At 69.8% G+C, this 24,163-nt stretch carries 25 protein-coding genes and 1 pseudogene; 16 read left to right on the top strand and 10 right to left on the bottom strand.

Annotated elements, in window-relative coordinates:
• Positions 1 to 12 precede the first annotated feature (12 nt).
• From ACQEVO_RS20055 to ACQEVO_RS20035, 5 genes are all read right to left on the bottom strand, one after another.
• Positions 13 to 1,152 carry a histidinol-phosphate transaminase gene (locus ACQEVO_RS20055; protein WP_432915420.1) on the bottom strand — a complete coding sequence of 380 codons (1,140 nt, stop codon included), beginning with the start codon at positions 1,150 to 1,152 and terminating at the stop codon, positions 13 to 15.
• Positions 1,149 to 2,486 (bottom strand): histidinol dehydrogenase, encoded by a 1,338-nt coding sequence (hisD, locus tag ACQEVO_RS20050; protein ID WP_432915418.1) that lies wholly within the window; start codon positions 2,484 to 2,486, stop codon positions 1,149 to 1,151. The genes ACQEVO_RS20055 and hisD overlap by 4 nt, the downstream gene beginning before the upstream one ends.
• An 85-nt stretch (positions 2,487 to 2,571) precedes the next feature.
• Positions 2,572 to 3,003 carry a hypothetical protein gene (locus tag ACQEVO_RS20045; RefSeq protein WP_432915416.1) on the bottom strand — a complete coding sequence of 144 codons (432 nt, stop codon included), beginning with the start codon at positions 3,001 to 3,003 and terminating at the stop codon, positions 2,572 to 2,574.
• A gap of 37 nt (positions 3,004 to 3,040) precedes the next feature.
• The gene (locus tag ACQEVO_RS20040; protein ID WP_432915414.1) at positions 3,041 to 3,643 is read right to left on the bottom strand and encodes a maleylpyruvate isomerase family mycothiol-dependent enzyme; all 603 of its coding nucleotides are present in this window, start codon (positions 3,641 to 3,643) and stop codon (positions 3,041 to 3,043) included.
• A 46-nt stretch (positions 3,644 to 3,689) separates the two neighbouring features.
• Positions 3,690 to 5,261, bottom strand: coding sequence for a serine/threonine-protein kinase (locus ACQEVO_RS20035; RefSeq protein ID WP_432915412.1), 1,572 nt, complete (start codon positions 5,259 to 5,261; stop codon positions 3,690 to 3,692).
• A 268-nt stretch (positions 5,262 to 5,529) separates the two neighbouring features.
• Between ACQEVO_RS20035 and priA the strand changes: the two genes are divergently transcribed.
• From priA to hisI, 4 genes are all read left to right on the top strand, one after another.
• Positions 5,530 to 6,261 (top strand): bifunctional 1-(5-phosphoribosyl)-5-((5-phosphoribosylamino)methylideneamino)imidazole-4-carboxamide isomerase/phosphoribosylanthranilate isomerase PriA, encoded by a 732-nt coding sequence (priA, locus tag ACQEVO_RS20030; RefSeq protein WP_280399127.1) that lies wholly within the window; start codon positions 5,530 to 5,532, stop codon positions 6,259 to 6,261.
• Between the two features lie 52 nt (positions 6,262 to 6,313).
• On the top strand, positions 6,314 to 7,231 hold the full coding sequence (locus ACQEVO_RS20025) for an inositol monophosphatase family protein (protein ID WP_432915410.1): 918 nt from the start codon (positions 6,314 to 6,316) through the stop codon (positions 7,229 to 7,231).
• A gap of 64 nt (positions 7,232 to 7,295) precedes the next feature.
• Positions 7,296 to 8,069, top strand: coding sequence for an imidazole glycerol phosphate synthase subunit HisF (gene hisF / locus ACQEVO_RS20020; RefSeq protein WP_432915408.1), 774 nt, complete (start codon positions 7,296 to 7,298; stop codon positions 8,067 to 8,069).
• Complete coding sequence (gene hisI, locus ACQEVO_RS20015; protein WP_432915406.1) at positions 8,069 to 8,419, top strand: phosphoribosyl-AMP cyclohydrolase; 351 nt, start codon at positions 8,069 to 8,071, stop codon at positions 8,417 to 8,419. The genes hisF and hisI overlap by 1 nt, the downstream gene beginning before the upstream one ends.
• Before the next feature lie 11 nt (positions 8,420 to 8,430).
• Here the strand turns inward: hisI and ACQEVO_RS20010 are convergent, their stop codons facing one another.
• Positions 8,431 to 9,297 (bottom strand): sigma-70 family RNA polymerase sigma factor, encoded by an 867-nt coding sequence (locus ACQEVO_RS20010; protein ID WP_432915404.1) that lies wholly within the window; start codon positions 9,295 to 9,297, stop codon positions 8,431 to 8,433.
• Between the two features lie 80 nt (positions 9,298 to 9,377).
• On the opposite strand from ACQEVO_RS20010, the gene ACQEVO_RS20005 reads away from it, so the two are divergent.
• Both ACQEVO_RS20005 and ACQEVO_RS20000 read left to right on the top strand, forming a co-directional pair.
• A complete protein-coding gene (locus tag ACQEVO_RS20005; protein ID WP_432915402.1) occupies positions 9,378 to 9,668 on the top strand; it encodes a hypothetical protein in 291 nt (96 codons plus the stop codon).
• Positions 9,665 to 10,033: a DoxX family protein gene (locus ACQEVO_RS20000; protein ID WP_432915400.1), complete on the top strand. Its 369-nt coding sequence runs from the start codon at positions 9,665 to 9,667 to the stop codon at positions 10,031 to 10,033. The genes ACQEVO_RS20005 and ACQEVO_RS20000 overlap by 4 nt, the downstream gene beginning before the upstream one ends.
• Positions 10,034 to 10,233: 200 nt before the next feature.
• Here the strand turns inward: ACQEVO_RS20000 and ACQEVO_RS19995 are convergent, their stop codons facing one another.
• Both ACQEVO_RS19995 and ACQEVO_RS19990 read right to left on the bottom strand, forming a co-directional pair.
• Complete coding sequence (locus ACQEVO_RS19995) at positions 10,234 to 10,701, bottom strand: MarR family winged helix-turn-helix transcriptional regulator (protein WP_432915398.1); 468 nt, start codon at positions 10,699 to 10,701, stop codon at positions 10,234 to 10,236.
• A gap of 142 nt (positions 10,702 to 10,843) precedes the next feature.
• Entirely contained in the window at positions 10,844 to 11,308 is a 465-nt protein-coding gene (locus ACQEVO_RS19990; protein ID WP_432915397.1) for a peroxiredoxin, read from the bottom strand.
• 35 nt (positions 11,309 to 11,343) lie between these two features.
• Between ACQEVO_RS19990 and ACQEVO_RS19985 the strand changes: the two genes are divergently transcribed.
• The 9 genes and pseudogenes from ACQEVO_RS19985 (at position 11,344) to ACQEVO_RS19945 (ending at position 22,023) form a co-directional block, all read left to right on the top strand.
• Positions 11,344 to 12,933, top strand: coding sequence for an anthranilate synthase component I (locus ACQEVO_RS19985; RefSeq protein WP_432915395.1), 1,590 nt, complete (start codon positions 11,344 to 11,346; stop codon positions 12,931 to 12,933).
• A 131-nt stretch (positions 12,934 to 13,064) separates the two neighbouring features.
• Positions 13,065 to 14,063 carry a TIGR02234 family membrane protein gene (locus ACQEVO_RS19980; protein WP_432915393.1) on the top strand — a complete coding sequence of 333 codons (999 nt, stop codon included), beginning with the start codon at positions 13,065 to 13,067 and terminating at the stop codon, positions 14,061 to 14,063.
• Between the two features lie 146 nt (positions 14,064 to 14,209).
• A complete protein-coding gene (gene trpC / locus ACQEVO_RS19975) occupies positions 14,210 to 15,028 on the top strand; it encodes an indole-3-glycerol phosphate synthase TrpC (RefSeq protein WP_432915391.1) in 819 nt (272 codons plus the stop codon).
• Positions 15,028 to 16,317, top strand: a complete 1,290-nt coding sequence (trpB, locus tag ACQEVO_RS19970) for a tryptophan synthase subunit beta (protein WP_432915389.1) — start codon at positions 15,028 to 15,030, stop codon at positions 16,315 to 16,317. The genes trpC and trpB overlap by 1 nt, the downstream gene beginning before the upstream one ends.
• Positions 16,314 to 17,114, top strand: coding sequence for a tryptophan synthase subunit alpha (gene trpA / locus ACQEVO_RS19965; RefSeq protein WP_432915387.1), 801 nt, complete (start codon positions 16,314 to 16,316; stop codon positions 17,112 to 17,114). The genes trpB and trpA overlap by 4 nt, the downstream gene beginning before the upstream one ends.
• 391 nt (positions 17,115 to 17,505) lie before the next feature.
• Positions 17,506 to 18,334: pseudogene (lgt, locus tag ACQEVO_RS19960) on the top strand (prolipoprotein diacylglyceryl transferase); the annotation flags it as partial.
• Between the two features lie 553 nt (positions 18,335 to 18,887).
• Entirely contained in the window at positions 18,888 to 19,451 is a 564-nt protein-coding gene (locus ACQEVO_RS19955; RefSeq protein ID WP_432915385.1) for a TM2 domain-containing protein, read from the top strand.
• Positions 19,452 to 19,684: 233 nt separating this feature from the next.
• On the top strand, positions 19,685 to 21,103 hold the full coding sequence (gene pyk, locus ACQEVO_RS19950) for a pyruvate kinase (protein ID WP_280397353.1): 1,419 nt from the start codon (positions 19,685 to 19,687) through the stop codon (positions 21,101 to 21,103).
• Between the two features lie 23 nt (positions 21,104 to 21,126).
• Positions 21,127 to 22,023 carry an acyl-CoA thioesterase gene (locus ACQEVO_RS19945; RefSeq protein WP_432915383.1) on the top strand — a complete coding sequence of 299 codons (897 nt, stop codon included), beginning with the start codon at positions 21,127 to 21,129 and terminating at the stop codon, positions 22,021 to 22,023.
• 91 nt (positions 22,024 to 22,114) lie between these two features.
• Here ACQEVO_RS19945 and ACQEVO_RS19940 read toward each other — a convergent pair whose 3' ends face one another.
• Positions 22,115 to 22,519 (bottom strand): hypothetical protein, encoded by a 405-nt coding sequence (locus tag ACQEVO_RS19940; RefSeq protein WP_432915381.1) that lies wholly within the window; start codon positions 22,517 to 22,519, stop codon positions 22,115 to 22,117.
• A 153-nt stretch (positions 22,520 to 22,672) separates the two neighbouring features.
• Positions 22,673 to 23,299, bottom strand: coding sequence for a low molecular weight phosphatase family protein (locus ACQEVO_RS19935; RefSeq protein WP_432915379.1), 627 nt, complete (start codon positions 23,297 to 23,299; stop codon positions 22,673 to 22,675).
• Positions 23,300 to 23,473: 174 nt separating this feature from the next.
• Here ACQEVO_RS19935 and ACQEVO_RS19930 point away from each other — a divergent pair, with 174 nt between their 5' ends.
• Positions 23,474 to 24,139, top strand: a complete 666-nt coding sequence (locus tag ACQEVO_RS19930) for a hypothetical protein (RefSeq protein WP_432915377.1) — start codon at positions 23,474 to 23,476, stop codon at positions 24,137 to 24,139.
• Positions 24,140 to 24,163: the final 24 nt, after the last annotated feature.

The following is a 24,163-nucleotide window of genomic DNA, read 5'->3' as shown; positions in this document are numbered from 1 at the left end:
TCCGTCGTCGGTTCAGCTGATCAGTTCGGTGGCGGCCAGTTTCGCGCTGACCCGCAGGAATTCGTCGTTCTCGGCGGCCAGGCCGATGGTGACCCGCAGATGGCCGCCGATCCCGACATCGCGGATCAGCACACCCTCGTCGAGATAGTGCTGCCAGGCGCGGGGAGCGTCGCGGAATGTCCCGAACAGCAGGAAGTTCGCGTCGCTGGGTACCACGGTGAAACCCAGTCCGGTGAGCGCGCGGGCCACCCGGTCGCGCTGGGCGGCCAGTTCGGCGACGCTCGCGAGAGTCTCGCCGGCGTGGCGCAGCGCGGCGCGGGCCGCGGCCTGGGTGACCACCGACAGGTGGTACGGCAGCCGGACCAGCAGCAGCGCGTCGATCACCGCGGGCGCGGCGACGAGATAGCCGAGGCGGCCGCCGGCGAAGGCGAAGGCTTTGCTCATCGTCCGGCTGACAACCAGTTTGGCCGGATAGCGGTCGATGAGGCCGAGGGCGCTGGGCTGTGCGGAGAACTCCCCGTAGGCCTCGTCCACGATCACGATCCCGGGTGCGGCATCCAGGATCCGGGCCAGGTCGGCGGCCGGGATACTGTGCCCGGTCGGGTTGTTCGGGCTGGTCACGAACACCACATCGGGCCGGCGTTCGGCGATGGCGGCCAGCGCGGCGTCGATATCGAGGGAGAAATCGGCGGAGCGTTTCGCCTCGACCCATTCGGTGTCGATGCCCTCGGAGATGATCGGATGCATCGAATACGACGGGACGAAGCCGAGTGCCCGCCGGCCCGGCCCGCCGAAGGCCTGCAGCAGCTGCTGCAGAATTTCATTGGAACCGTTGGCCGCCCACACATTTGCCGCGTCCACCGGGACCCCGGTCTGGCGGGTGAGGTAGGCGGCGAGGTCGGCGCGTAGCGCGACGGCGTCGCGGTCGGGGTAGCGGTGCAGCTCGGCGGCCGCGGCGCGGACGGCTTCGGCTACATCCTCGACCAGCGCCCGCGTCGGCGGATGCGGGTTCTCGTTGGTGTTGAGCTGTACCGGGACGGTGAGTTGCGGTGCGCCGTACGGGGATTTACCGCGCAGGTTCTCCCGCAGCGGCAGGTCGTCGAGGCCGATACCGGCGCCGGGCACCGCCTGGGCGGGGAGGGCGGCGCTCACGACAGCGCCTCGAAACGCGCCCGCACGGCCTGCCCGTGCGCGGGCAGATCCTCGGCATCGGCCAGCGCCACCACATGCCCGGCGACGTCCTTCAACGCCGCCTCGGTGTATTCCACGACGTGGATACCGCGCAGGAAGGTCTGCACGCTCAGCCCGGACGAATGCCGGGCGCAGCCGGCGGTCGGCAGTACGTGATTGGACCCGGCGCAGTAGTCGCCGAGACTCACCGGGGCGTACGGGCCGACGAAGATCGCGCCCGCGCTGCGGACCCGGGCGGCGACGGCGGACGCGTTCGCGGTCTGGATCTCCAGGTGTTCGGCGGCGTAGGCGTTCACGACCCGCAGACCCTGGTCGATATCGTCGACCAGTACGGTGCCGGACTGGGTGCCGGTGAGCGCCGCGGTGACCCGGTCGGCGTGTTTCACCACGGCCAGCTGGGTGGTCAGCGCCTTGTCGACCGCGTCGGCCAGCGCGGCACTATCGGTGACCAGTACGCTCGCGGCCAGCACATCGTGTTCGGCCTGGCTGATCAGATCGGCGGCCACATGCACCGGATCGGCGGTGGCATCGGCCAGGATCGCGATCTCGGTGGGACCGGCCTCGGCGTCGATGCCGACCAGGCCGCGGCACAGGCGCTTGGCGGCGGTGACGTAGATATTGCCCGGCCCGGTGATCAGATCGACCGGCGCCAGCGCGGCGCCGTCGGTATCGGTACCGCCGTAGGACAGCAGCGCGACCGCCTGCGCCCCGCCGACGGCCCACACCTCCTCGACCCCGAGCAGATGCGCCGCGGCCAGGATGGTGGGATGCGGCAGCCCGCCGAACTGCTCCTGTGGTGGCGAGGCCACCACCAGTGATTCCACCCCCGCGGCCTGGGCGGGCACGACGTTCATCACGACGCTCGACGGATAGACGGCGTTACCGCCGGGCACGTACAGGCCGACCCGCTCCACGGGCACCCAGCGTTCGGTGACGGTGCCACCGGGTACCACCTCGGTGGTGGTGTCGGTACGCCGCTGATCGGCGTGTACCACCCGGGTGCGTTCGATGGCGACCTCGAGTGCCGCTCGCACCGCGGGATCCAGCCCGTCGAGTGCCGCGGCCAGTTCCGCCGCCGGTACGCGCACGGTGGCAGGGGTGACGCCGTCGAATGTCGCGCCGAATTCCAGGGCCGCGACCGCGCCGCGATCGCGGACCGCCTCGACCACCGGCCGGACCTGATGCAGTACCGAGTCCACATCGACCCCGCCGCGCGGCAGCGCGGTGCGCAACTGCGCGGTGGTGGGCGTGCGGCCGCGCAGATCGACGCGCGCGAGCTCGATACGGGAAGTCATGGTGGTATCGGTCCTTGTCCGGCTGTCCGAGTTGACACCGACCAGCCTAACGGGCCCATACCACCGGTTATCGGTGTGGTCCGCCTCAGGTGATGCGGGTGAAGATGATATCCAGCTCGTGTTCCCAGGTGCGCGGGTCCAATTCGGATTCCGAGCGCTCCCAGGTGGCGCGGAGTGTGTTCTGGGTCTCGTCGAGGTTGCCGGTCAGGCGTTGTGAATCGCCCGGCGCGTCGCGCCAGACCCGCCACAGCGGCCCGGTGACGGCCCCGTTGAAGATCCGGCGCTCACCGTTGCTGTCGTACTGCAGGACCTTCAGCCGCTCGGGATAGGCGTCGTCGACCCCCATGGCCCACAGCCGTTCGATACCCGCCTCGGGCACCGTGTAGCGCACCAGCAGGAAGGCCTCGCCGGCCAGCCACTCGATGGTCGTCCGCCCGACGACGTCGGGGTACCTGTCGGTGGTTGTCCTCCATTCACCGATCATCGCCGCCATCGCGGCGAGTGGCGAATCGGTCATCTGCACGTCTCCCATCGATGAAGCGGACTTCGGATGTTCAGCTGCAGCGGCGACGTAGTTCCGGGACTCCTTCGCCCTCGAGTTCACCGAGGACCACCGGCCGGCCCACCATGGCCAACGCTAGCGCTTCGCCGCGGCCCCGGACCACCGGCCCGGAACCCTTGACCCAGTCGAAATCTGTCGCGACGAACTGTAACCCCTTGGTGAGGCGCCAGGGGCGCGCGAACGGGTCGGGCCGGTCGAGTACGGCGCGCAGCCGGTCGGCGGGGATTTCGCGGTGCCGGCCCAGCGGGCGGCGGATGTCCTGCTGATGGACCAGCAGATCGGCCAGTCCGAGGCGCGGCCACAGCCGCGAGACGGTCCGCGGGGCAGATTCGAATTCGGCCAGCAGTTCCACCGGTGTCCGGCGCGACCCCTCCGCGGCCATGGCGTTGTTGACGCCGTCGATGGAGAAGCGGTGGCGCACCGCGATCCCGAAGTACTCGGACAGGGTGATCGCGTCGTAGCGCAGATGTCCGATCAGGTCACGCACCCGCCAGCCGGTGCACAGCGTGGGTGCGTCCCACTCCGCGTCGGACAGGTCTCGCAGGAGCGCGGTCAGCTCGGCTCGCTCGGCGGCGAGCATCCCACGAATATCCATGCCGCACACCCTAACCCGGCCCCGGCGCGCCGGGATCGGTTACGGGTCAGCGGGTATCGCTGTCGATTAGCAGCCGGCCGCCCGAATTCACCACCCGCAGTGTGGGATTGCGGGTCTGTCCGCCGTAGCTGAGGTTGTTCACGCGCATATCGACCGACCCGTCCGGATTGTTGCCCTTGAAGGCCTCGATCCGGTTGAAGCTCTCCACGGTGCGCGTCGACCAGTACTGCTCGTACTCCGCCTGACTGCCGTAGACCTGCTGGGCGGCCGGCGTCAGCAGCGACCACGACCCCGCGGGATCCAGGTAGAACTGCTCCAGCAACTGGCCCGCCTGCACCCATTCGACCTGGCCACTGCTCGGCGTGGAACCCAGCGCCGGGCTCGTGGCCGCCGTGGTGTCGGAGGCACGCGGCGCGGTGGAGCTCACCGACGTATCGGCCCGGGCGGGGCTGTCGTCGCCGGAATCCGACGAACTGAACCACAGCACACCGCCGACCACCGCGGCGCCCGCGATACCGCCGATGAGCACCGCCCGCCGGACACCACCGTTACCCGAGCCCGAGCCCCCGGCGACGGGCTGGGTGGTGGTGGGGGGATGATTCGGCGCCCGGCGCGGCGGCCGGGTGTCGTATCCGTCGTGGTCGTCGGTGGGGTCGGGACGCCGGCGCGGGGCGGGTGCCGGGCCCCGGGTGCGGCCGGGTGCAGGGGATTCCATCGTGCTCACCGCGGCGCCGCCGGCGTGCCCGTTGCGATCGTGACCGTTGCGGTCGAAGGCTTCGCGCGCCGGTACGAACCCGACATGCTCCGCGCTCGCGCCCGGGAAACCGGCGAAGCGGGACAGTTGCTCGCGGGCCTCCTGCATGGTGGGCCGCAGCCGCGGATCGGCCTCCAGCAGATCGAGCAGGAAATCGGTGGCCGGCCCGGCGTTCTGCGGTTCGCTCACCTGGCCGTTGGCCGCCGCGTAGAGCACCTTGAGCGGGTTACCGGAGCCGAAGGGCGGTTCGCCCTCCAGCGCGTGGAACAGCGTCGCGCCCAGCGCGAACACATCAGCGGCCGGCGTCGGATCGGCGCCGCGCGCGACCTCGGGGGCCAGATAGGCGGCCGTGCCGCAGATCAACCCGGTTTCGGTGAGGGTTACATCACCGGTGGCCCGGGAGATACCGAAATCGGTGATCTTGACGGTGCCGTGGTCGTCGAGCAGTACATTGCCCGGTTTCACATCCCGGTGCACGATCCCGGCCTGATGCGCCGCGATGAGCGCCGCGGCCACCTGTTCGCCGATCCGCGCGACCTGCGGTAGCGGTAGCGGACCCTGCGACGACAGCACCTGTGCCAGGCTGCGCGACTTCATGTACTCCATCACCAGGCACGGATCGCCGCCGTGCTCGGTGATATCGAAGACCACGATGGCGTTCGGATGCTGGAAACGGGCCGCGTTCCGGGCCTCCCGGCTCGCACGCTGGCGCAGCACATCGCGCTCGGCGGGCGGCAGACTCGGCTTGATATGGATCTGCTTGATCGCCACCGACCGTTGCAGACGCTCGTCGACGGCACGCCAGACCACGCCTGTGCCGCCGCTACCGATCTGCTCGACCAGGCGGTAGTGATCCGCGATCATCTGACCGGTATCGATGGCGCCTACTCCGAACCTTCTCGAAATCGTGACATTCCGCGTCGGTGCCCTTTCGCATCACGCGTCGGTGACAGTTCACGCGTAACGCGTCCGTGACCTTCACGCGTTCGCCGACGAGTGTAGCGGGCCCTCCGACCGGGTCAGTGGGTGATATCACTTAACGCCGCCACGGCCCCGGCGCGGACCGCCGGCGGCGCCGACTCGCGACCGGGCGGGCGGCGCGGGCGAACCCCGGGCTATTACGCTGTTGCGAGTGAGTCTTGTGCTGCTGCCCGCTGTCGATGTCGCCAATGGAGAGGCCGTCCGCCTGGTACAGGGCGCGGCGGGCAGTGAAACCAGTTACGGTTCGCCCCGCGACGCCGCCCTCGCATGGCAGGACGCCGGGGCCGAATGGGTGCATCTGGTGGATCTGGACGCGGCGTTCGGCCGCGGGTCCAATCGGGAACTGCTCGCCCGGGTAGTGGGCGAACTGGATGTCGCCGTCGAACTGTCCGGCGGGATCCGCGACGACGAATCGCTGAAGGCCGCGATGGCCACCGGCTGCGCCCGGGTGAACCTGGGCACCGCCGCCCTCGAGGATCCGCAGTGGTGCGCCCGGGCCATCGCCGAATACGGGGAACGGGTGGCGGTCGGGCTGGACGTGCAGATCGTCGACGGCGACTACCGGTTGCGCGGCCGCGGCTGGGTCAGCGACGGCGGGGATCTGTGGGAGGTGCTGGAACGGCTGGAACGCGACGGCTGCTCCCGCTATGTCGTCACCGATGTCACCAAGGACGGCACCCTCACCGGGCCGAACCTCGACCTGCTGCGCGAGGTCTGTATGGCCACCGAAGCGCCGGTGATCGCCTCCGGCGGGGTGTCGGCCCTGGCCGATCTCACCGCGATCGCCGAACTCGTGCCCGAGGGTGTGGAAGGCGCGATCGTGGGCAAAGCCCTGTACGCGGGCCGGTTCACCCTGCCCGAGGCGCTGGCCGCCGTCCGTTGACGATGCGCGGGCACCGCAGCACACCGATCGCGACAATCCGGGAGCCGAGGCGATGACCAGGGCAGAGACCGAACTGGCCGGACTGCTGACCACGGCGGCCGAGGTGCTCGACGGTGTCGGTGACCGATTCCTCGAAGGTCTCGGCGCACCGAGCGCCGTCGCGAAGGGGTCGCGGGATTTCGCCACCGAACTCGATCTGGAACTCGAGCGCACCATCTCGGAGCAATTACAGGCTCGGACGGGCATCGAGGTGCACGGCGAGGAATTCGGCGGCCCGGCCCTCACCAGCGGCACCGCCTGGGTACTGGACCCCATCGACGGCACCTTCAACTATTCGAACGCGCATCCGCTCACCGGCACCCTGCTCGCGCTGGTCCGGGACGGGGAGCCGGTTCTCGGGATGGCCTGGTTCCCGCCGCTGGACCGCCGCTACGCCGCCCTCGCCGGTGGGCCGCTGCTGGTGGACGGGGTGGCGCAGCCGCCGCTGCCCGCAGGCGTGCTCGACGAGGCGATGATCGGGTTCGGCGCCTTCAACATCGAATCCTCCGGCCGCGTCCCGGGGCTGTTCCGCCACCGGGTGCTCGGTGCGCTGAGCCGGTTGTCCTCGCGCGTGCGCATGCACGGTTCGACCGGTATCGACCTGGCCTTCACCGCCGACGGCACACTGGGCGGTGCCATCGTTTTCGGCCACCATCCGTGGGACAACGCGGCGGGCGCCCTCATGGTGCGCTGCGCGGGCGGCATCGTCACCGACCTCGAAGGCGCCGAGTGGACCATCGAATCCGGCTCGGTGCTGGCTGCCGCCCCGGGGATCCATGCCGAACTGCTGGATATGATCGCCGCGACCCGCGGCGCCGCGGCCGCCCCGGTCGGCGACGACCGCGATACAGCCCCCGCGGGCGGGATCCCCGGCGCCCCCGGCGGCGATATCGATGCGGCCGCGCCCGACAGAAGTACGGAGCAGCGGTGATGCGATACCTCCGCCCACGCTGCGGCCTCCGCCGATCACCTGTACCGGCTACTAGGGAGAATCCATGACCCTGGCGACGCGCGTCATCCCCTGCCTGGACGTCGATGCGGGCCGGGTGGTCAAAGGCGTCAACTTCCAGAACCTGCGCGATGCCGGTGACCCGGTCCAGCTCGCCGCCGCCTACGACGCCCAGGGCGCCGACGAACTCACCTTCCTCGACGTCACCGCCTCCAGCGGGGACCGCGCCACCATGTTCGACGTGGTCACCCGGACCGCCGAGCAGATCTTCATCCCGCTCACCGTCGGCGGCGGCGTCCGCACGGTCGACGATGTGGACCGGCTGCTGCGCGCGGGCGCGGACAAGGTCTCGGTGAACACCGCCGCCATCGCCCGGCCCGAGGTGCTGCACGAGATGTCGCAGCGGTTCGGGTCGCAGTGCATCGTGCTGTCGGTCGACGCCCGCACCGTGCCCGCCGGCGAACCCGATACGCCGTCCGGCTGGGAGGTCACCACACACGGCGGCCGCCGCGGTACCGGGATCGACGCGGTGGAATGGGCCGAGCGCGGAGCCGAACTCGGCGTGGGCGAGATCCTGCTCAACTCGATGGACGCCGACGGCACCAAAACCGGTTTCGATCTGCCGATGATCCGCGCCGTGCGGGCCGCCGTCTCGATCCCGGTGATCGCCTCGGGCGGTGCCGGCGCGGTCGAGCATTTCGCGCCCGCGGTCGAGGCGGGAGCGGACGCCGTCCTGGCCGCCAGCGTTTTCCACTTCGGGGACCTGACGATTCCGCAGGTCAAGGATGCCCTGCGCGCGAACGATCTGGTGGTGCGCTGATGGCCCTGGATCCGGCGATCGCGGCGCGGCTCAAACGCAACGATGACGGCCTGGTGGCCGCCGTCGCCCAGGAGCGCGCGACCGGCGATGTGCTCATGATGGCGTGGATGGACGACGAAGCGCTGGCCCGCACCCTGGAAACCCGCCGCGCCACCTACTATTCGCGCTCGCGCCGGCAGTACTGGGTCAAGGGGGAAACCTCCGGGCATACCCAGTATGTGCACGAGGTCCGGCTGGACTGCGACGGGGATACCGTGCTGCTCGTGGTCGACCAGCAGGGTGCGGCCTGCCACACCGGCACCCACACCTGCTTCGATACCGACGTCCTGCTCCCGGCCGAACAGGCCTGACGCCGCAGCGCTCACCGCGTACCGGCCGGGGATACCGACCCCGTCGTGTAGCGCGCGATCTCGATTCCGGAGACGAGTTCCTCCCGGAATCGGAAGCGGATGAGCGCGAACGGGTGACCGCCCGGCGCGATGACCGCCCCGGGCGCCCCCGCCACGAAAACCGGGGTCGCCACCGCGATCCGGCCGGCGAAGAAGCGGGTCTCCTCGGCGATCGCCCCGGCACCGTGCACGTCGGTGGGTGCCACCGGGGGGAGCAGGAGCGGATCGGCCGTCCGGACGGCATCGGGTGCCAGCAGCGTGACGAGACGGGCGATATCCCCGCCCCGCGCCGCGGCCAGGAACGCTTCGACGATATCGAGATGAGCGGCGGTTCCGGAATCGGCGGCAGCAGGATCGGATTCGGCGGACCTGTCGGCGCCGATGCGGGCGCGGGCACGGCTGGCCAGTTTCTTCGCCGCCGCGGTATTCGAATCGAGCACGCGGGCGATCAGGTCGAACGGGACGGCGAAGAGATCGTGCAGGACATAGGCCACGCGCTGGCCGGGGGAGAGTTCGCCGAGTACGACGAGCAGCGCCCGCGACACCTCTTCGCGGCGGAGAAAGGTCTCGTCGGCACCGGCCTGCTCGCCGGGGATGTCGTCGAGCAGCAGGGGGAGTTCGCCGCGCCGCTCCCGGGCCCGGAGCTGGTCCAGGCACAACCGGGCGGTCACGGTGGTGAACCAGGCGTCCGGCTCGGCCACCTCGGACAGGTCCGCCGCCTGCACCCGGGTCCAGGCGGTTTGCACCGCGTCCTCGGCGTCGTGATACGAGCCGAGTATCCGGTGCGCCACCGAGAGCAGTCGCGGCCGGGCCGCCTCGAATTTCTCGACGATTTCCACGGGCAGGTCACCTTTCGGGCGGGGCGGACGTCAGGAGGGGTGAGAGCCGACCCGACGTGATATGCCCCGAGGAGACAGATATGAGCGTACAAGTCCTCCGATTCGCCACCCGGCCGGATCGGATACCGGAAGTCGAGGGTGCCGTCACGGAGTTGTTCGCCGCGGTCGCCGCGGCCGGCGCCGGTGGCATCGGCTACACCGCGATGAGGCCGGGCGGCGAACCCGAATTCGGGCTGATCCTGCGGGGCAACGAGGCGAACCCGCTCCCCGGGATCCCGGCCGCCCGGGAGTTCTCGGCGAAGATCGCCGGGTGGACCGGCGGCCCGGTGCTACCGCGGCAGGCCGCGGTGCCGGGCCGGTACGCCCGGTGACCGGGGCGGTCGAGGTCGCGCTGCTCGTCGCGACCCTCTTCTGCGTGCTGGCCAACGCCGCCGAGGTGGCCGGTAAAGCCGTTCGCGCGCGGTTCGTGGTGCAAAACTCTGCCGAGGTAGGAGTGGCGGCGCGGTGGATCCCGTATCTCGCGCTGCTCGAAGGCGCGGGGGTCGCCGGGCTGGTGGCGGGCCTGTTCGGCCTGCGAACTGTGGGACTGGCCGCCGCCCTCGGACTGGTGCTGTTCTTCGTGGGAGCGGTAGCCGTCCATATACGGGCGGGAGTGCTGCACAATATCGCTTTTCCGGCCGGCTTCCTGGCGTCGGCCGTGGCTGCCGCGGGCTACTTCGCGTGGGCGGCCGGCTGATTACCGCGAGTGCTACGCGGCGCGGATCCCGGGGGCCGGCGCGGGCGCCGGACCGGAAAGATCCGAACCGGTGTCGTTCTCCGGGTGACGAACGGCGCGGTCCGGGGCCGGTGCGCACTGTCCCGCCGGACGCGGTCCGCGGAGCACTCCGGCCATGGAGCGCTCGATCCGCCCTCGGGGGGATCCGGGTTCGTCCGGGATCACTGGGCTGCGCGGCCGAGCACGGTGCTCAGATGGGTGGTGAGCGTATCGCCGAGATCGGCCAGGGCCTCGGTTTGCTGGGCGTCGAGCCCGTCGAACACCAGTCGGCGCACCACGTCCATATAGCCGGGAGCGGCCTCCACGACCTTCTGGTGCCCCTCCTCGGTGAGCAGGGCCAGGACACCGCGGCGCCCGGTGGTGGCGGTACGCCGGGCCCAGCCCATTCGCTCCAACTTCGAGACCACATGCGAAAGTCTCGATAGCGATGAATTTGCCCGCTGCGCGAGTTCGCTCATCTGCAGCCGGCGATCCGGCGCCTCCGAGAGCAGGGTGAGCACCCAGTACTCGAAATGGGTCACGCCGGATTCCCGCTGCAGGTCGGTGTCCAGTGCCCCCGGCAAACGGTTGAGCAGTGCGACCACCGCGCGCCAGGCCCGTCCTTCGACCGGGTTCAGCCACTCCGTCACTAGTCCGCCTTCTCTCCGGCCCGGTGACGATTGCGGCAGGGTCACCCGGCTGTAGGAGAAAGTTTGCCACGACTTCGCTCGATAGTGTGTCAACTCGGAAACGAAGGTGAGGCCATTCACAGCCCCGGCCGTACTCCCGGCGTTACGCGGTGGTTCTGCCGCGCAGGAACTCCAGCGCGCGATCTGCGTGCACATTCGCGCGCAGTTCGCTGCTGATCACGGTGAGTATCGTGCGGTCGGTATCGATGACGAAGGTGTGTCGTTTGACGGGCATGAGTTTGCCCAGCAGGCCACGCTTGACGCCGTAGCTCTCGGCCACGGCGCCGTCGGTATCCGACAGCAGTGGATAGTCCAGCCGCTGCGCACCCGCGAACCCGGCCTGAACGTCGACCGCATCGGCGCTGATCCCCGCGCAGCCGGCGCCGAGCGCGGTGAACTCGGCGGTCAGATCCCGGAAGTGACACGCCTCGGCCGTGCACACCGGCGTGTTGGCGGCGGGGTAGAAGAACAGCACGAGTGGCCCGCCGGCCACCAGGGAATCGAGGGAGCGGAGTGCGCCGGTCTGATCCGGGAGTTCGAATGCCGGGGCGAGCTGGCCGATCTGCATACCCAGAACAGTACCGGCGGTGCCCGGCTGGAAAGATGGTTCGAATGCACGGCGCTCCCGCGACAACCACCCGCGAACGATTCCGCGAACTCGCCGCCGAACACCGGGTCGTCCCGGTGACCCGGAAGGTGCTGGCCGATTCGGAGACCCCGCTCTCGGCCTACCGCAAGCTCGGCGGTGACCGGGCGGGGACCTTCCTGTTCGAATCCGCGGAGAACGGCCGGTCCTGGTCGCGCTGGTCGTTCATCGGCGCGGGCAGCCCGGCGGCGCTCACCGCCGTCGACGGTGCGGCCACCTGGCTGGGCGCCACCCCGGCCGGCGCCCCCTCGGGCGGCGACCCCTTGGACGCGCTGCGCGAAACCCTGGAGCTGCTGCGCACCGAACGGCTGCCCGGCCTGCCCCCGCTCACCGGCGGCATGGTCGGCTACCTCGGCTACGACGCTGTGCGCCGGATGGAACGGCTGCCCGAGCACGCCGCCGACGATCTGCACCTGCCGGAGATGGTGCTGCTGCTGGCCACCGATCTGGCCGCCTTCGACCATCACGAGGGCGCGATCACCCTCATCGCCAACGCCGTGAACTGGAACGGCACCGCCGACAATGTGGACGCCGCCTACGACGACGCGCTGGCCCGGCTGGACCGGATGACCGCCGCGCTGGCCGCCCCCGCGGTCTCGACGGTGTCGGTGTTCGACCAGCCCGAACCGGACTACCGCCGCGCCCGCACGCCGGACGAGTTCGGCGCCGGGGTGCGCCGCCTGGTCGCCGAGATCGAGGCCGGCGAAGCCTTCCAGGTGGTGCTGTCGCAGCGTTTCGAAATGGATTACGGCGGCACGCCCATCGACCTCTACCGGATGCTGCGCGCGGCCAACCCGAGCCCGTACATGTTCCTGCTGCACATCCCCGACAGCGCCGGGGAGACCGCGTTCTCCATCGTCGGGTCCAGCCCGGAAGCGCTGGTGGCCGTGCAGGACGGGGTCGCGACCACGCATCCGATCGCGGGTACCCGCTGGCGCGGTGCCACCGAGGAAGACGATCTGCTGCTCGAGAAGGGCCTGCTGGCCGACGAGAAGGAGAACGCCGAACATCTCATGCTCGTCGATCTGGGCCGCAACGATCTGGGCCGGGTGTGTGTACCGGGGACGGTGCGGGTCACCGAGTACCGCCACGTCGAGCGCTACAGCCATGTGATGCACCTGGTCTCCACGGTCACCGGCCGGCTCGCCCCCGGCAAGATCGCCTTGGACGCGGTGCGCGCCTGTTTCCCGGCCGGCACGCTCTCGGGCGCCCCCAAGGTCCGGGCAATGCAGTTGATCGAGGAGCTCGAACCGACCCGGCGCGGGGTGTACGGCGGGGTCGTCGGTTACCTGGATTTCGCCGGTGACGCCGATACCGCGATCGCCATCCGCACCGCGCTGCTCAAGGACGGCACCGCCTACGTCCAGGCGGGCGCGGGTGTGGTGGCCGATTCCGAGGCCGAATACGAGGACACCGAATCCCGCAACAAGGCGATGGCGGTGCTGCGCGCCATCGCCGCCGCCGAAACCGTGCGCGCCTTCGGCGACGAGGTGCCCGGCGACGAGGACCGAGAATCGGTCACCGCCTCCTCCGGAGGGGGCGTATGACGGCAGGCGACGCCCACCCCCCGAACACCGCCGGTAACCCCGACCCCGAGGCCAGGTCCTCGCGCTCAACTGCGCCGGAAGGCGCTGGACCCGACGCTGCCGCGCGAACCGGGGAGGCAGCTCCCGTCGATATGAGCTCTGACGGTACGACCGGAACCGGCGCTGCGCGTCCCGGCCCCCTCGACTGGGGTGACGACCAGGACCTGGCCGAGGTCGACCCGGCGCCTGCCCGGGGCGGGCGTTATCCGGTCGCCGCGATCGCTCTGCTGGCGTTCGGGGCGGCGGCGCTGTGGGGTTCCTCCCGGCTCACCTGGGTCACGGTGACCTCCGCGGACGGGCTGACCGAGCCGCGGACCGACGAACTGAACGGCGGGGTCTGGTTCGGTGCGCTGACCCCGCTGGCGCTGGTCCTGCTGGCGGCCATCGCCGCCGTGCTCGCGACCAAGGGCTGGGTCCGGCGGCTGGTCGGGGTGGTGGTCGCGTTGATCGCCGCGGTGACCGCGGTACCGGCGCTGGCACTGCTCACCGGGTCCGGCGCCACCGAACAACGGGCCGCGGACCTGGCCGAACTCCCCGGCCGGGCCCAGGTACAGGAATTGGTGACCGCCGGCGCCCCGGCCGTGCTCACCCTGTGCGGCGCGCTGGCCGCCTTCGGCGCCGGACTACTACTTGCCCGCATGCCGTCGGGTGTCAAACAGTTGTCGGGCAAGTACGACAACCCCGCGACCCGCAAGGCCGCGGCCACCCGTGCCGTGCAGGACCGCGAGTCGGGGGACGTACTGCCGGAACGGGTGTTGTGGGACGCGCTGGACGCCGGCGCCGACCCCACCGACCCTGCTGACTCGACCAGCAGGGCCGGCTCGACCGACCCGGCACCACTCGCCGACCCGGTCGGCTCCGGCGACCGGGCAGACCCGGCCGACCCGTCGTCCCGCACCGGCCGGGCCGACCCGTCCTGGTCACAGAACCCGCCCGGCGCGGCACCGCGGCCATCCGCCGGGGCGGCCGAGGATGCGGGCAGCAGCGCACCGGAGCCCCCGTCCGGCGATCCTGCAGGCCGGGATAGCGGTGTTGTTCCCGAACGCGACCGGCCCGGGCCGAGCCCCGCGGATTCGCCCGATACCCCATAGCAGGCCGGTCGAAACCGGGTGACCCGCCCCCGGCGTCAGTGCGCCGCGGCCTGCCATTTACTCTTGTTCAGCATCGGTGAGACAGCGCCTGGGGGAATTCCTGCAGGCAGTAACTCGCGTGTCTCCCCAGAAAGGATTCGAGCCAGATGACGGTACTCGACTCGATTCTCGACGGGGTCCGCTCGGATGTAGCCGCTCGGGAAGCGGTGCTGGACTTCCCCGCGGTGAAGGCAGCGGCCGCCGCCGCGCCCCCGCCGCTCGATGCGAAGGCCGCACTTCTCGAAGACGGAATCGGCGTGATCGCCGAGGTGAAGCGGGCCAGCCCCTCCAAGGGGGCGCTCGCCGAGATCATCGACCCGGCCAGCCTCGCCAAGGCCTACGAGGACGGGGGCGCCCGGATCATCAGTGTGCTCACCGAGGGCCGGCGTTTCCACGGGTCGCTGGACGATCTGGACGCCGTCCGCGCGACCGTGAACATTCCGGTGCTGCGCAAGGATTTCGTCGTGGGCCCGTATCAGATCCACGAGGCGCGCGCCCACGGTGCGGATGTGATCCTGCTGATCGTCGCCGCCCTGGAACAGGACACCCTGGCGTCGCTGATCGATCGCACCGAATCGCTCGGGATGACCGCGCTGGTCGAGGTGCACACCGAGGAAGAGGCCGACCGCGCGCTCACCGCCGGTGCGAGCGTGATCGGCGTCAACGCCCGGAACCTCAAGACGCTGGAAGTCGATCGGGATTGCTTCTCCCGGATCGCGCCGGGGCTACCCACCGAAGTGGTGCGGATCGCCGAATCCGGGGTACGCGGTACCGCCGATCTGCTCGCCTACGCGGGTGCCGGCGCGGACGCGGTGCTGGTCGGCGAGGGCTTGGTCACCAGTGGTGATCCCCGCGCCGCGGTATCGGAACTGGTCACCGCCGGCACCCATCCCTCCTGCCCCAAACCGGCTCGGCGGGGCCGCTGATGGCGGCGCACGGATCGTCCACCGACACCCCGTTGCCCGCGGCCAGCAAAGGCGTCGCGCAGCGTAGTGAGCACGAGCCCGACGAGGGCGGCCATTTCGGCGTCTACGGTGGCCGGCATGTGCCCGAGGCGCTGATGGCGGTGATCGAGGAGGTCACCGCCGAATACGACAAGGCCCGTCTGGATCCGGATTTCCTCGGCGAACTCGATCGGCTGCAACGCGATTACACCGGCCGCCCCTCGCCGGTGTTCGAATGCAAGGGCCTGGCCGAACACGCCGGTGGCGCGCGCATCCTGCTCAAACGCGAGGACCTGAACCACACCGGCTCACACAAGATCAACAACGTGCTCGGTCAGGCGCTGCTCGCCAAGCGGATGGGCAAGACCCGGATCATCGCCGAAACCGGCGCGGGGCAGCACGGGGTCGCCACGGCCACCGCCTGCGCCCTGCTCGGCCTGGAGTGCATCGTCTACATGGGTGCGGTCGATACCGCCCGGCAGGCGCTGAACGTGGCCCGGATGCGGCTCCTGGGTGCCGAGGTCGTCTCGGTGACCCTCGGCTCGCAGACGCTGAAGGACGCGATCAACGAGGCCCTGCGCGACTGGGTCACCAACGCCGACGACACCTACTACTGTTTCGGCACCGCCGCCGGCCCGCATCCGTTCCCGATGATGGTCCGCGATTTCCAGCGGGTCGTCGGGCTGGAGGCCCGGGCGCAGGTGCAGAGCCTGACCGGTCGGCTGCCCGATGCCGTCGCCGCCTGCGTGGGCGGCGGATCCAACGCGATCGGTATCTTCCACGCCTTCATCGACGACCCCGCCGTCCGGCTGGTCGGCTACGAAGCTGCCGGTGACGGTGTGGAAACCGGCCGGCACGCCGCGACTTTCGCCGGTGGTTCGCCCGGCGCCTTCCAGGGCGCCTACTCGTACCTGCTGCAGGACGAGGACGGCCAGACCATCGAATCGCATTCCATCTCGGCCGGCCTGGACTATCCCGGCGTGGGCCCCGAGCACGCGTTCCTGAAGGATATCGGCCGGGCCGAATACCTGCCGGTTACCGATACCGCCGCCATGGACGCCCTGCTACTGCTCAGCCGTACCGAGGGCATCATCCCGGCCATCGAATCCGCGCACGCCGTCGCGGGTGCGCTGGAACTGGGCCGCGAACTCGGCGAGGGCGCCATCATCCTGGTGAACCTGTCCGGTCGCGGCGACAAGGATATGGATACCGCCGCCCGCTGGTTCGGGCTGTTCGACGATCCGGACACCGGCAAGGAGAACGGTCAGTGAGTTCCGAATCCCGTCTCGGCGCCACCTTCGCGGCCTGCCGGGCAGACGATCGCGCGGCGCTCATCGGCTACCTGCCGGCCGGATATCCCGACCTGGAAGGCTCCCGCCGGGTGGTGCAGGCCATGGTCGAATCCGGTTGCGATATCGTCGAAATCGGGGTCGCCTACTCCGATCCGGTGATGGACGGGCCCACCATCCAGGCCGCCGCCGACCAGGCGCTACGCGGCGGTGTCCGGGTCCGTGACGTGTTCTCCGTGGTCGAAGCCGTCACCGAGGCGGGCGCGCAGGCGGTCGTGATGAGCTACTGGAACCCGGTGCTCAAGTACGGGGTCGACCGGTTCTCCCGCGACCTCGCCGCGGCCGGCGGCGCCGGCATCATCACCCCGAACCTGATCCCGGAGGAAGCCGGCGATTGGTTCGCCGCCTCCGACGCACACCATCTCGATCGCATATTCCTGGTGGCGCCGTCGTCCACCGAGGAGCGCCTGTCGGCCACCCTCGACGCCAGTTCCGGTTTCGTCTACGCCGCCTCCACCATGGGCGTCACCGGCGCCCGGGACGCGGTCTCCACCATGGCGCCCGCGTTGTGCGCGCGGATCCGCGCCCACAGCGATATTCCGATCGGTGTGGGCCTCGGGGTGCGCTCCGGCGCGCAGGCCGCCGAGATCGCGGCCTACGCCGACGGTGTGATCGTCGGCTCGGCCCTGGTCACGGCCGCCGCCGAGGGCCTCGACGCGGTGCGTGCGCTGACCGCGGAACTGGCTGACGGAGTCCGGGCCGCCGCGATCGCATCCTGACCCGGTCCGCCCCGCGGCCCGCTGCCGCGCGCGCAAGCCGTCGGCGCGTCCTGACTTCGTCTCCTCGGCAGGCTGCCGACGTGGCGCGGGTGTGTCGGCCCGCGGCCTGACCTGGGCCGCCCGGCACCCTGCCGACATCCGCGGGATCGCGGGCTCCATCCCGAGCTGATCCGTGCCGCCGGTCGCGGATCCGGAGCTGCCCGAGGTCCCGGGGGTAACCGGGTGCGGACTTGCCGGCCGGGTCGACGGTGCCCTACACCCCAACTCGGCCGGAGGCCGTACTTGCGATCGAGTCCTCCTCGACTACGGTTGCCCCGTGACCGTTCTTGCCGTACCGGAGACCGCCTCGACCGCCGGAACCCCAGGCGGCGTCGTCCCGCCCGCCACCGAACTGCTGGCCTACCTACCCAGCCCCCCGCAGGGCGTCTGGGAGCTCGGGCCGTTCCCGCTGCGCGCGTACGCGGTGTGCATCATCCTCGGCATCGTCGTCGCCATCTGGTGGGGCGAGAAACGCTGGCGCGCCCGCGGCGGCGAAGCCGGGGCCGTTCTGGACGTCGCGGTATTCGCCGTACCGTTCGGGCTCATCGGCGGTCGGCTCTACCACGTCGCCACCGACTGGCAGAAGTATTTCGGCGCCGACGGCAGCCCGATGGACGCGCTCAAGATCTATCAGGGCGGCCTCGGTATCTGGGGCGCGGTGTTCCTCGGCGCGATCGGTGCCTGGATCGCCTGCCGGATCTACAAGATCCCGCTGCCCGCCCTGGGTGACGCCGTCGCCCCGCCGATTCTGCTCGCCCAGGCCATCGGCCGGCTCGGTAACTACTTCAACCAGGAGCTCTACGGCCGCGAAACCGAGGTGCCGTGGGGGCTGGAGATCTACCTCCGCTTCGACGAGGCCGGCCGGCTCGACATGATGAACGGCGTCTCCTCGGGCGAGGTGCATTCCGTCGTCCACCCGACCTTCCTGTACGAGCTGGTGTGGAATGTCGCGGTGGTCGTGGCGCTGGTGTACATCGACCGGCGGTTCCGGATCGGGCACGGGCGGCTGTTCGCCCTGTACGTCGCCGGATATTGCTTCGGCCGGTTCTTCGTCGAACTGATGCGGGACGACGAGGCCACCCAGATCGCCGGAATCCGGATCAACTCGTTCACTTCCGCATTGGTGTTCCTGGCCGCGATCGCCTACTTCCTGTTCGCGACCAAGGGCCGGGAAACTGCGGATCAATTGCAACCCGGATCGGGTCCGCGGCCGTGGCCGTGGCAGTGGGGAGCCCTGCGGGCAGCGGACGCCGCGGAACCGGGTTCCACTACCGCTGAATCTGCCGGCGACGAGTCCACGAAGCCGGCTCCGGACACCGGCGCCGAAAACGCCGGTGACTCCGAGGTCGATCTGACGAAGGACGACACCGCGAAAGACGAGACCGCGAAAGACGAGACCGCGAAAGACGGCGCAGCCGACGAGTCGCCGAAATCCGCTGAGGACGAAGGCGTCACGAACACGAAGCCCGGCGCGCAGGAATCCACCCCGGGCGAATCCGGGAGTGCACAAACCGATCCTGTATCCGAGGCGGATGCGCAGTCCGCAGCCGGTGCAACGAAGAAGGCCTGAGCAGGTAGGAAATCCAACCGCCCACCTCCGTGGTTCGGGGCCCGTCTCGTTCTGGAGCGACAGAGCGGGGGAGCGAAGCGGAGGAGCGGCGGAGTGAAGAACGAGACCAAGGGGGCCCCGAACCCCGCGCCGCCGAAGGCGGCGCCGAAAACAAGGAGGAGAATGTGACCGATCCGTACCAGCAAGGCGGTCCGCAGTACGGTCCGCCGGGTACCGGCCCGGATCTGAGCAAATCACCCGGGGCGCCGGGCTATCCGTCGCAGCCGCAGGCCCAGCCGTACCCGTCGCAGCCGTACGGGTCGCAGCCGCAGCCGTATCCGGGTCAGCAGCCCTATCCCGGGCAGCCCGACCCGCAGTACGGTGCTGCGCCGGGCTATGGGCAGCCGGACCCGCAGTACGGTGCCGCGCCCGGCTACGGGCAGCCGGGCCCCGGCTACGGCGCGCCCATGGGGTACAACCCGATGGACCCCGAGGCGCCGTACGGCCGCGATATGTACGGTGTGCCGCTGTCGGACAAGCAGAAGCTGGTGGCGGGGCTGTTGCAGATCTTCCTCGGCGGGTTCGGTGTCGGCCGGTTCTACATCGGTGACACCGGTATCGCCGTCGGCCAGATCGCGGCCACCATCTTCACCTGCGGTATCGCGGGGACGATCTGGGGTCTCATCGACGGCATCATGATGCTCACCGGCAAGGTGACCGACTCCTACGGCCGTCCCCTGCGGGACTGAGCCGCACCGTCGTGAAACGACATGCGGGTCCGCTTCGGTGGGCCCGCATTCGTCGTTTCCGGCGGTTCGTTCAAGCGGATTCCGGAAATTTCGCCGCGCGTAACAAGCCCGTCGAACCGGTGGTTCATCCTGGGGTGGGCGGCGTTGGGCCGCCGTTCACCCGAAGTTCGGCGGTCCGGCCCGGCCAGCGGGCCGGGCGGGACGCGACAAGGCGGCAGGATTAGGCTCGACTCGTGATGCGACGGACGAAGATTGTGTGCACCCTCGGCCCGGCCACTGCCACCGAGGAACGTATTCGAGAGCTCGTCGACAGTGGTATGGATGTCGCCCGGCTGAATTTCAGTCACGGCGAACATGCCGACCACGCCGAAAACTACAAGAAGGTGCGGCAGGCGTGTGAGGACGCCGGCCGCGCCGTCGGCATCCTGGCCGACCTGCAAGGACCCAAGATCCGGCTGGGCCGTTTCGCCGAGGAGCGGACCATCTGGGCGACCGGTGAGGTCGTCCGCATCACCGTGGACGATATCGTCGGCGATCACGACCGGGTATCCACCACCTACAAACAGCTCGCCGCCGACGCCAAATCCGGTGACCGCCTGCTCGTCGACGACGGCAAGGTCGGGCTGGAAGTGATCCGCGTCGAAGGCAACGACGTGGTGTGCGAGGTGACCGAGGGCGGCCCGGTCAGCAACAACAAGGGTGTTTCGCTGCCGGGCATGGACGTCTCGGTGCCCGCCCTCTCCGAAAAGGACATCGAGGATCTGGAATTCGCCCTGAACCTGGGCGTGGATTTCATCGCGCTCTCGTTCGTGCGGTCCCCCTCCGATATCGAATTGGTCCACGACGTGATGGACCGGGTCGGGCGCCGGGTACCGGTGATCGGCAAGCTGGAGAAGCCGGAGGCGATCGACAACCTCGAGGCCGTGGTGCTGGCGTTCGACGCGGTCATGGTGGCCCGCGGCGACCTCGGCGTGGAACTGCCGCTCGAGCAGGTGCCGATCGTGCAGAAACGTGCCATCCAGATGGCGCGGGAGAACGCGAAACCGGTGATCGTCGCGACCCAGATGCTCGAATCGATGATCGAGAACTCGCGCCCCACCCGGGCCGAGGCCTCCGATGTGGCCAACGCGGTGCTCGACGGCGCCGACGCCGTGATGCTGTCCGGGGAGACCTCGGTCGGCAAATACCCGATCGAAACCGTGCGCACCATGGCCCGCATCGTGCATGCCGTGGAAACCGAATCCACCAGCGTGCCGCCGCTGACCCACACCCCGCGCACCAAACGTGGCGTCATCTCCTACGCCGCCCGCGATATCGGGGAGCGGCTCAACGCCAAGGCGCTGGTGGCGTTCACCCAGTCCGGCGATACGGTGCGCCGGCTGGCCCGCCTGCACACCCCGCTACCGCTGCTGGCGTTCACCCCCCTGCCGGAAGTGCGCAGCCAGCTGGCGCTCACCTGGGGCACCGAAACCTTCATCGTGCCCACCGTGGACAGCACCGATGCGATGATCAAGCAGGTCGATCAGGCGCTGCTCAGCATGAACCGCTACCGCAAGGGCGACCTCGTGGTGATCGTGGCGGGCTCGCCGCCCGGTACCGTCGGGTCCACGAACCTGATCCACGTGCACCGTATCGGCGAGGAGGACCACTGAATGAATCCGAACGGAGCCTGCCGGTGAGCGCGCCGGTGGACGAGACCGCCCCCGGCCGGCACGGCGATCTCGATATCCTGCTGGAACTGCTGGACCTCGAGGAAGTGGCCGAGGACGTTTTCCTCGGACACCATCCGGAGAAGGTCGCCAGCCGGACGTTCGGCGGTCAGCTCGTCTCCCAGGCGGTGATGGCCGCCGGCCGTACCGCCGGGAGCCGGCCGATCCACGCGCTCAACGCCCATTTCGTGCGCGGCGGCGATGTGAAGAAACCGATCGAATTCCACGTCGAACGCCATCGCGACGGCCGGGCGTTCGCCAACCGCACCGTCACCGCCACGCAGGACGGCCAGGAACTGTTCGTCATGCTGGCCTCCTTCCAGGAGTGGGGCAGAGGCGGCCTGGAACATGCGCACGAACGCCCCGAGGTGCCCGACCCGGAGACGTTGCCGCGGATCCAGGAGAGCTTCGCGGGGTTCGAGGACAAGCTGGAGATGTTCGTCAACGCTCCGCACCCGATCGATATGCGCTACACCAACGATCCGGCGTGGATCCTCAAGGGCACCGGCGAGAAGCTCAACCACAACCGGGTGTGGATGCGCGCCGACGGCACCCTGCCCGACGATCCGCTGATCCACGTGGCCGCGCTGAGCTACTCGTCCGACACCACGGTGCTGGATTCGATCATCACCACGCACGGATTGTCCTGGGGCCTGGACCGGATCGTCGCCGCCACGGTGAACCATTCCATCTGGTTCCACCGCCCGTTCCGCTTCGACGAATGGGCGCTGTACGCCACGGAATCGCCCGTGGCCGCGGGGACACGCGGGTTGGCGACAGGGCGTTTCTACTCCCGCTCGGGCGACCTGCTGGCCACCACCGTGCAGGAAGGCGTTATCCGGCATTTCCCCGCGCGGCGCTGATCCCACGCCGGTGCGGGGCGCAGTCGATCGCCGCACCGCGCGCAGTGGCCGGTTGTGGGCTCGGAGCGGATCGCCGAGCCCCGGCACCGGTTCAGACGCGGTCGGCCAGGAGCGGTTCGAGATCGACATCGGTGCGCTGTTCGGCGCTGAGCGTGAACGGCGCACCGGTGCCGAGCGCGTCCAGGCCCCGCAGCCGATCCTCGAGGGCACCGATATAGCCGTCGGTCAGTTCGGCCGGATCACCCACCAGGCTCAGCGCGATCTCGAACGTCGCATGCCCGGACGGTTCCACGCCGGGATTCCCGGCGCGCCAGCGACTGTCGAATTCCCGGTGCCGGGAATCGTCCTCGGCGACCGGCAGCGTGAAACGCCACGCGCAGACCTCACCGTCGTCGAGATGGTCGGCCAATTCCGTGCGTACGGATTCGACCAGTTGTTCCAGCGTTTCCGGTGTCACATAAACATGAAGCGAAACATCCGAAATGCGTTTCGGCATGCCTGATTCCTGTCGTGTGTCGAACCTGCAACGGGAGTGATTCTCGGATCGGTGTTCCGGTCCGCGAGTGTAGTGCGCGCGGCGGGGAAAGTCAGGCCCGCGCGTCACCATCCGGTATCGACCGCCCGCCGGGCGCTCATCCGGCGGATCGGTTCACGCGTACCAGCCGTTGTGCTGGGCGGCGACGAGCGGGGAAAGCCGCGCCGCTGCGGGGGCCGGCTGCACCACCAGCGGCGGCCGCCCCCAATTCCGGTCGGCCGGGAGCGCGGCCGGGGCGAGCGCCACCAGCAACGGCACCAGCGCATCGGCGATCTTGTCCCCGACCTCGCAGTACGCCTTCGCGGAAAGCCCCACCGGGTCGGCGATGTTCTCCCGCCCCACCCGCGACAGATTGTGGCGGCTGCGATGCAGATCGGCCACGGTGCGCGCCCCGGTGACCCGCGCGATCCGATACGCCTCCGGCAACGTGAACGTCCGCGACCCCGCGGCCCCCATCTCGGCGACCTCGTCCCGGATGTTCTCAGTCATGGTGAGGATCAGATCCGCGCGATCGATATGCTCGTTCCTGAGTTTGCGGGCCCGGAAGTTACTCGGATCCCCGCCCAGTCCGGTGATTGCCTCGGCAGCCCGCGGTTCCACCGGAAACCCCACCAGGGCCCGGGTTCCGGCGCTTTCGGCGGTGATCCCGGTCAACCGGTATTCGACCGCGATGGAACGGGTGAGCCGCTCGGCGATAACCGAACGGCACACATTGCCATTGCAGACGAACAGGATGTGCATGCGGCTACGGTAATTCGCCCGCGACCTGCCCAAAAGCGCTGTTCAACCAATATCACACCCCCGCGCCGGTGAATTCATCTCCTCGTAGCATGCTGTTTTTTTGGCGCCGCCTGCGGCGGCGCGGGGTTCGGCATTCAGGCGGCGTGCATGGGGAGGCCAGCATAGGGTGTGTGCATGGCCGCTCTACCGCCTGCGCGCAATCCGCAACTCTCGTCCGGAAATTACCCCGTGTGGGCGCTGATCGGCCCCGCTCTCGCAACGATTGTGGGCCTCTCGCTGGTGACCGGGGTCTACCGGCTCGACGGGGTTTCGCATCTACAGGTCGAGCTCGGCTTGTCGAACGCGGGTTTCCTGCTGACCGGCGTGGTCGCCTACGTTGTCGCAGCGGCATCGGCCTTCCCCCTCGGCGTCGCTCTCGCACCCCGCTCCCTGACCGCAGTGATCCTGCCGTCGATCGGCGTCATGTTCCTCGGCGTGCTGATCGTCGCGTTCGGCGGCGGCCCCGCCACCTTGCTCATCGGCCGCGTGCTCGGCGGTCTCGGCGCCGGCGCGGCCCTTGGGACGATCGCCGCACTGTTGCGCCCGTTCGACGGTAGCCGGCGAATCGCCGCGATCGCGGTGGCGGCCATCAGCGCCCTCGCCCTGGTGATCGCACCCCTGGTCAATCAGGTGGTCTCGGAAGCACTCAGCTTCCGGCTGGCCTACGCGGTCGCCCTCCCGTTCCTGCTCGCGGCCCTGCTCGCCGCCACCGTCAGCGGAATCGTCCTCGCGGTAACCAGGCGTCCCACCCCGCCACCCGCCTACGGCATGCCGCACCCCGCCCAGCAGTTCCACCGCTGACCCCCTGCGGCCACCTCTCCCGAT

The organism is Nocardia sp. CA-290969 (assembly GCF_050936135.1).
Taxonomy (GTDB): domain Bacteria; phylum Actinomycetota; class Actinomycetes; order Mycobacteriales; family Mycobacteriaceae; genus Nocardia.
The sequence above is the reverse complement of the archived record's forward strand: the minus strand, read 5'-3'. Positions and strand labels throughout refer to the sequence as shown.

What these genes read in the sequence shown, in the direction of transcription:
- trpB (WP_432915389.1), top strand. Translation starts at nt 15,028, where the DNA reads ATGGCGGCGCACGGATCGTCCACCGACACCCCGTTGCCCGCGGCCAGC.
- ACQEVO_RS19930 (WP_432915377.1), top strand. Translation starts at nt 23,474, where the DNA reads ATGGCCGCTCTACCGCCTGCGCGCAATCCGCAACTCTCGTCCGGAAAT.
- ACQEVO_RS19980 (WP_432915393.1), top strand. Translation starts at nt 13,065, where the DNA reads ATGAGCTCTGACGGTACGACCGGAACCGGCGCTGCGCGTCCCGGCCCC.
- ACQEVO_RS20025 (WP_432915410.1), top strand. Translation starts at nt 6,314, where the DNA reads ATGACCAGGGCAGAGACCGAACTGGCCGGACTGCTGACCACGGCGGCC.
- ACQEVO_RS20040 (WP_432915414.1), bottom strand. Translation starts at nt 3,643, where the DNA reads ATGGATATTCGTGGGATGCTCGCCGCCGAGCGAGCCGAGCTGACCGCG.
- ACQEVO_RS20045 (WP_432915416.1), bottom strand. Translation starts at nt 3,003, where the DNA reads ATGACCGATTCGCCACTCGCCGCGATGGCGGCGATGATCGGTGAATGG.
- hisD (WP_432915418.1), bottom strand. Translation starts at nt 2,486, where the DNA reads ATGACTTCCCGTATCGAGCTCGCGCGCGTCGATCTGCGCGGCCGCACG.
- ACQEVO_RS19985 (WP_432915395.1), top strand. Translation starts at nt 11,344, where the DNA reads ATGGTTCGAATGCACGGCGCTCCCGCGACAACCACCCGCGAACGATTC.
- hisF (WP_432915408.1), top strand. Translation starts at nt 7,296, where the DNA reads ATGACCCTGGCGACGCGCGTCATCCCCTGCCTGGACGTCGATGCGGGC.
- ACQEVO_RS19935 (WP_432915379.1), bottom strand. Translation starts at nt 23,299, where the DNA reads ATGCACATCCTGTTCGTCTGCAATGGCAATGTGTGCCGTTCGGTTATC.
- ACQEVO_RS19940 (WP_432915381.1), bottom strand. Translation starts at nt 22,519, where the DNA reads ATGCCGAAACGCATTTCGGATGTTTCGCTTCATGTTTATGTGACACCG.
- ACQEVO_RS20035 (WP_432915412.1), bottom strand. Translation starts at nt 5,261, where the DNA reads ATGATCGCGGATCACTACCGCCTGGTCGAGCAGATCGGTAGCGGCGGC.
- trpC (WP_432915391.1), top strand. Translation starts at nt 14,210, where the DNA reads ATGACGGTACTCGACTCGATTCTCGACGGGGTCCGCTCGGATGTAGCC.
- hisI (WP_432915406.1), top strand. Translation starts at nt 8,069, where the DNA reads ATGGCCCTGGATCCGGCGATCGCGGCGCGGCTCAAACGCAACGATGAC.
- ACQEVO_RS19990 (WP_432915397.1), bottom strand. Translation starts at nt 11,308, where the DNA reads ATGCAGATCGGCCAGCTCGCCCCGGCATTCGAACTCCCGGATCAGACC.
- ACQEVO_RS20005 (WP_432915402.1), top strand. Translation starts at nt 9,378, where the DNA reads ATGAGCGTACAAGTCCTCCGATTCGCCACCCGGCCGGATCGGATACCG.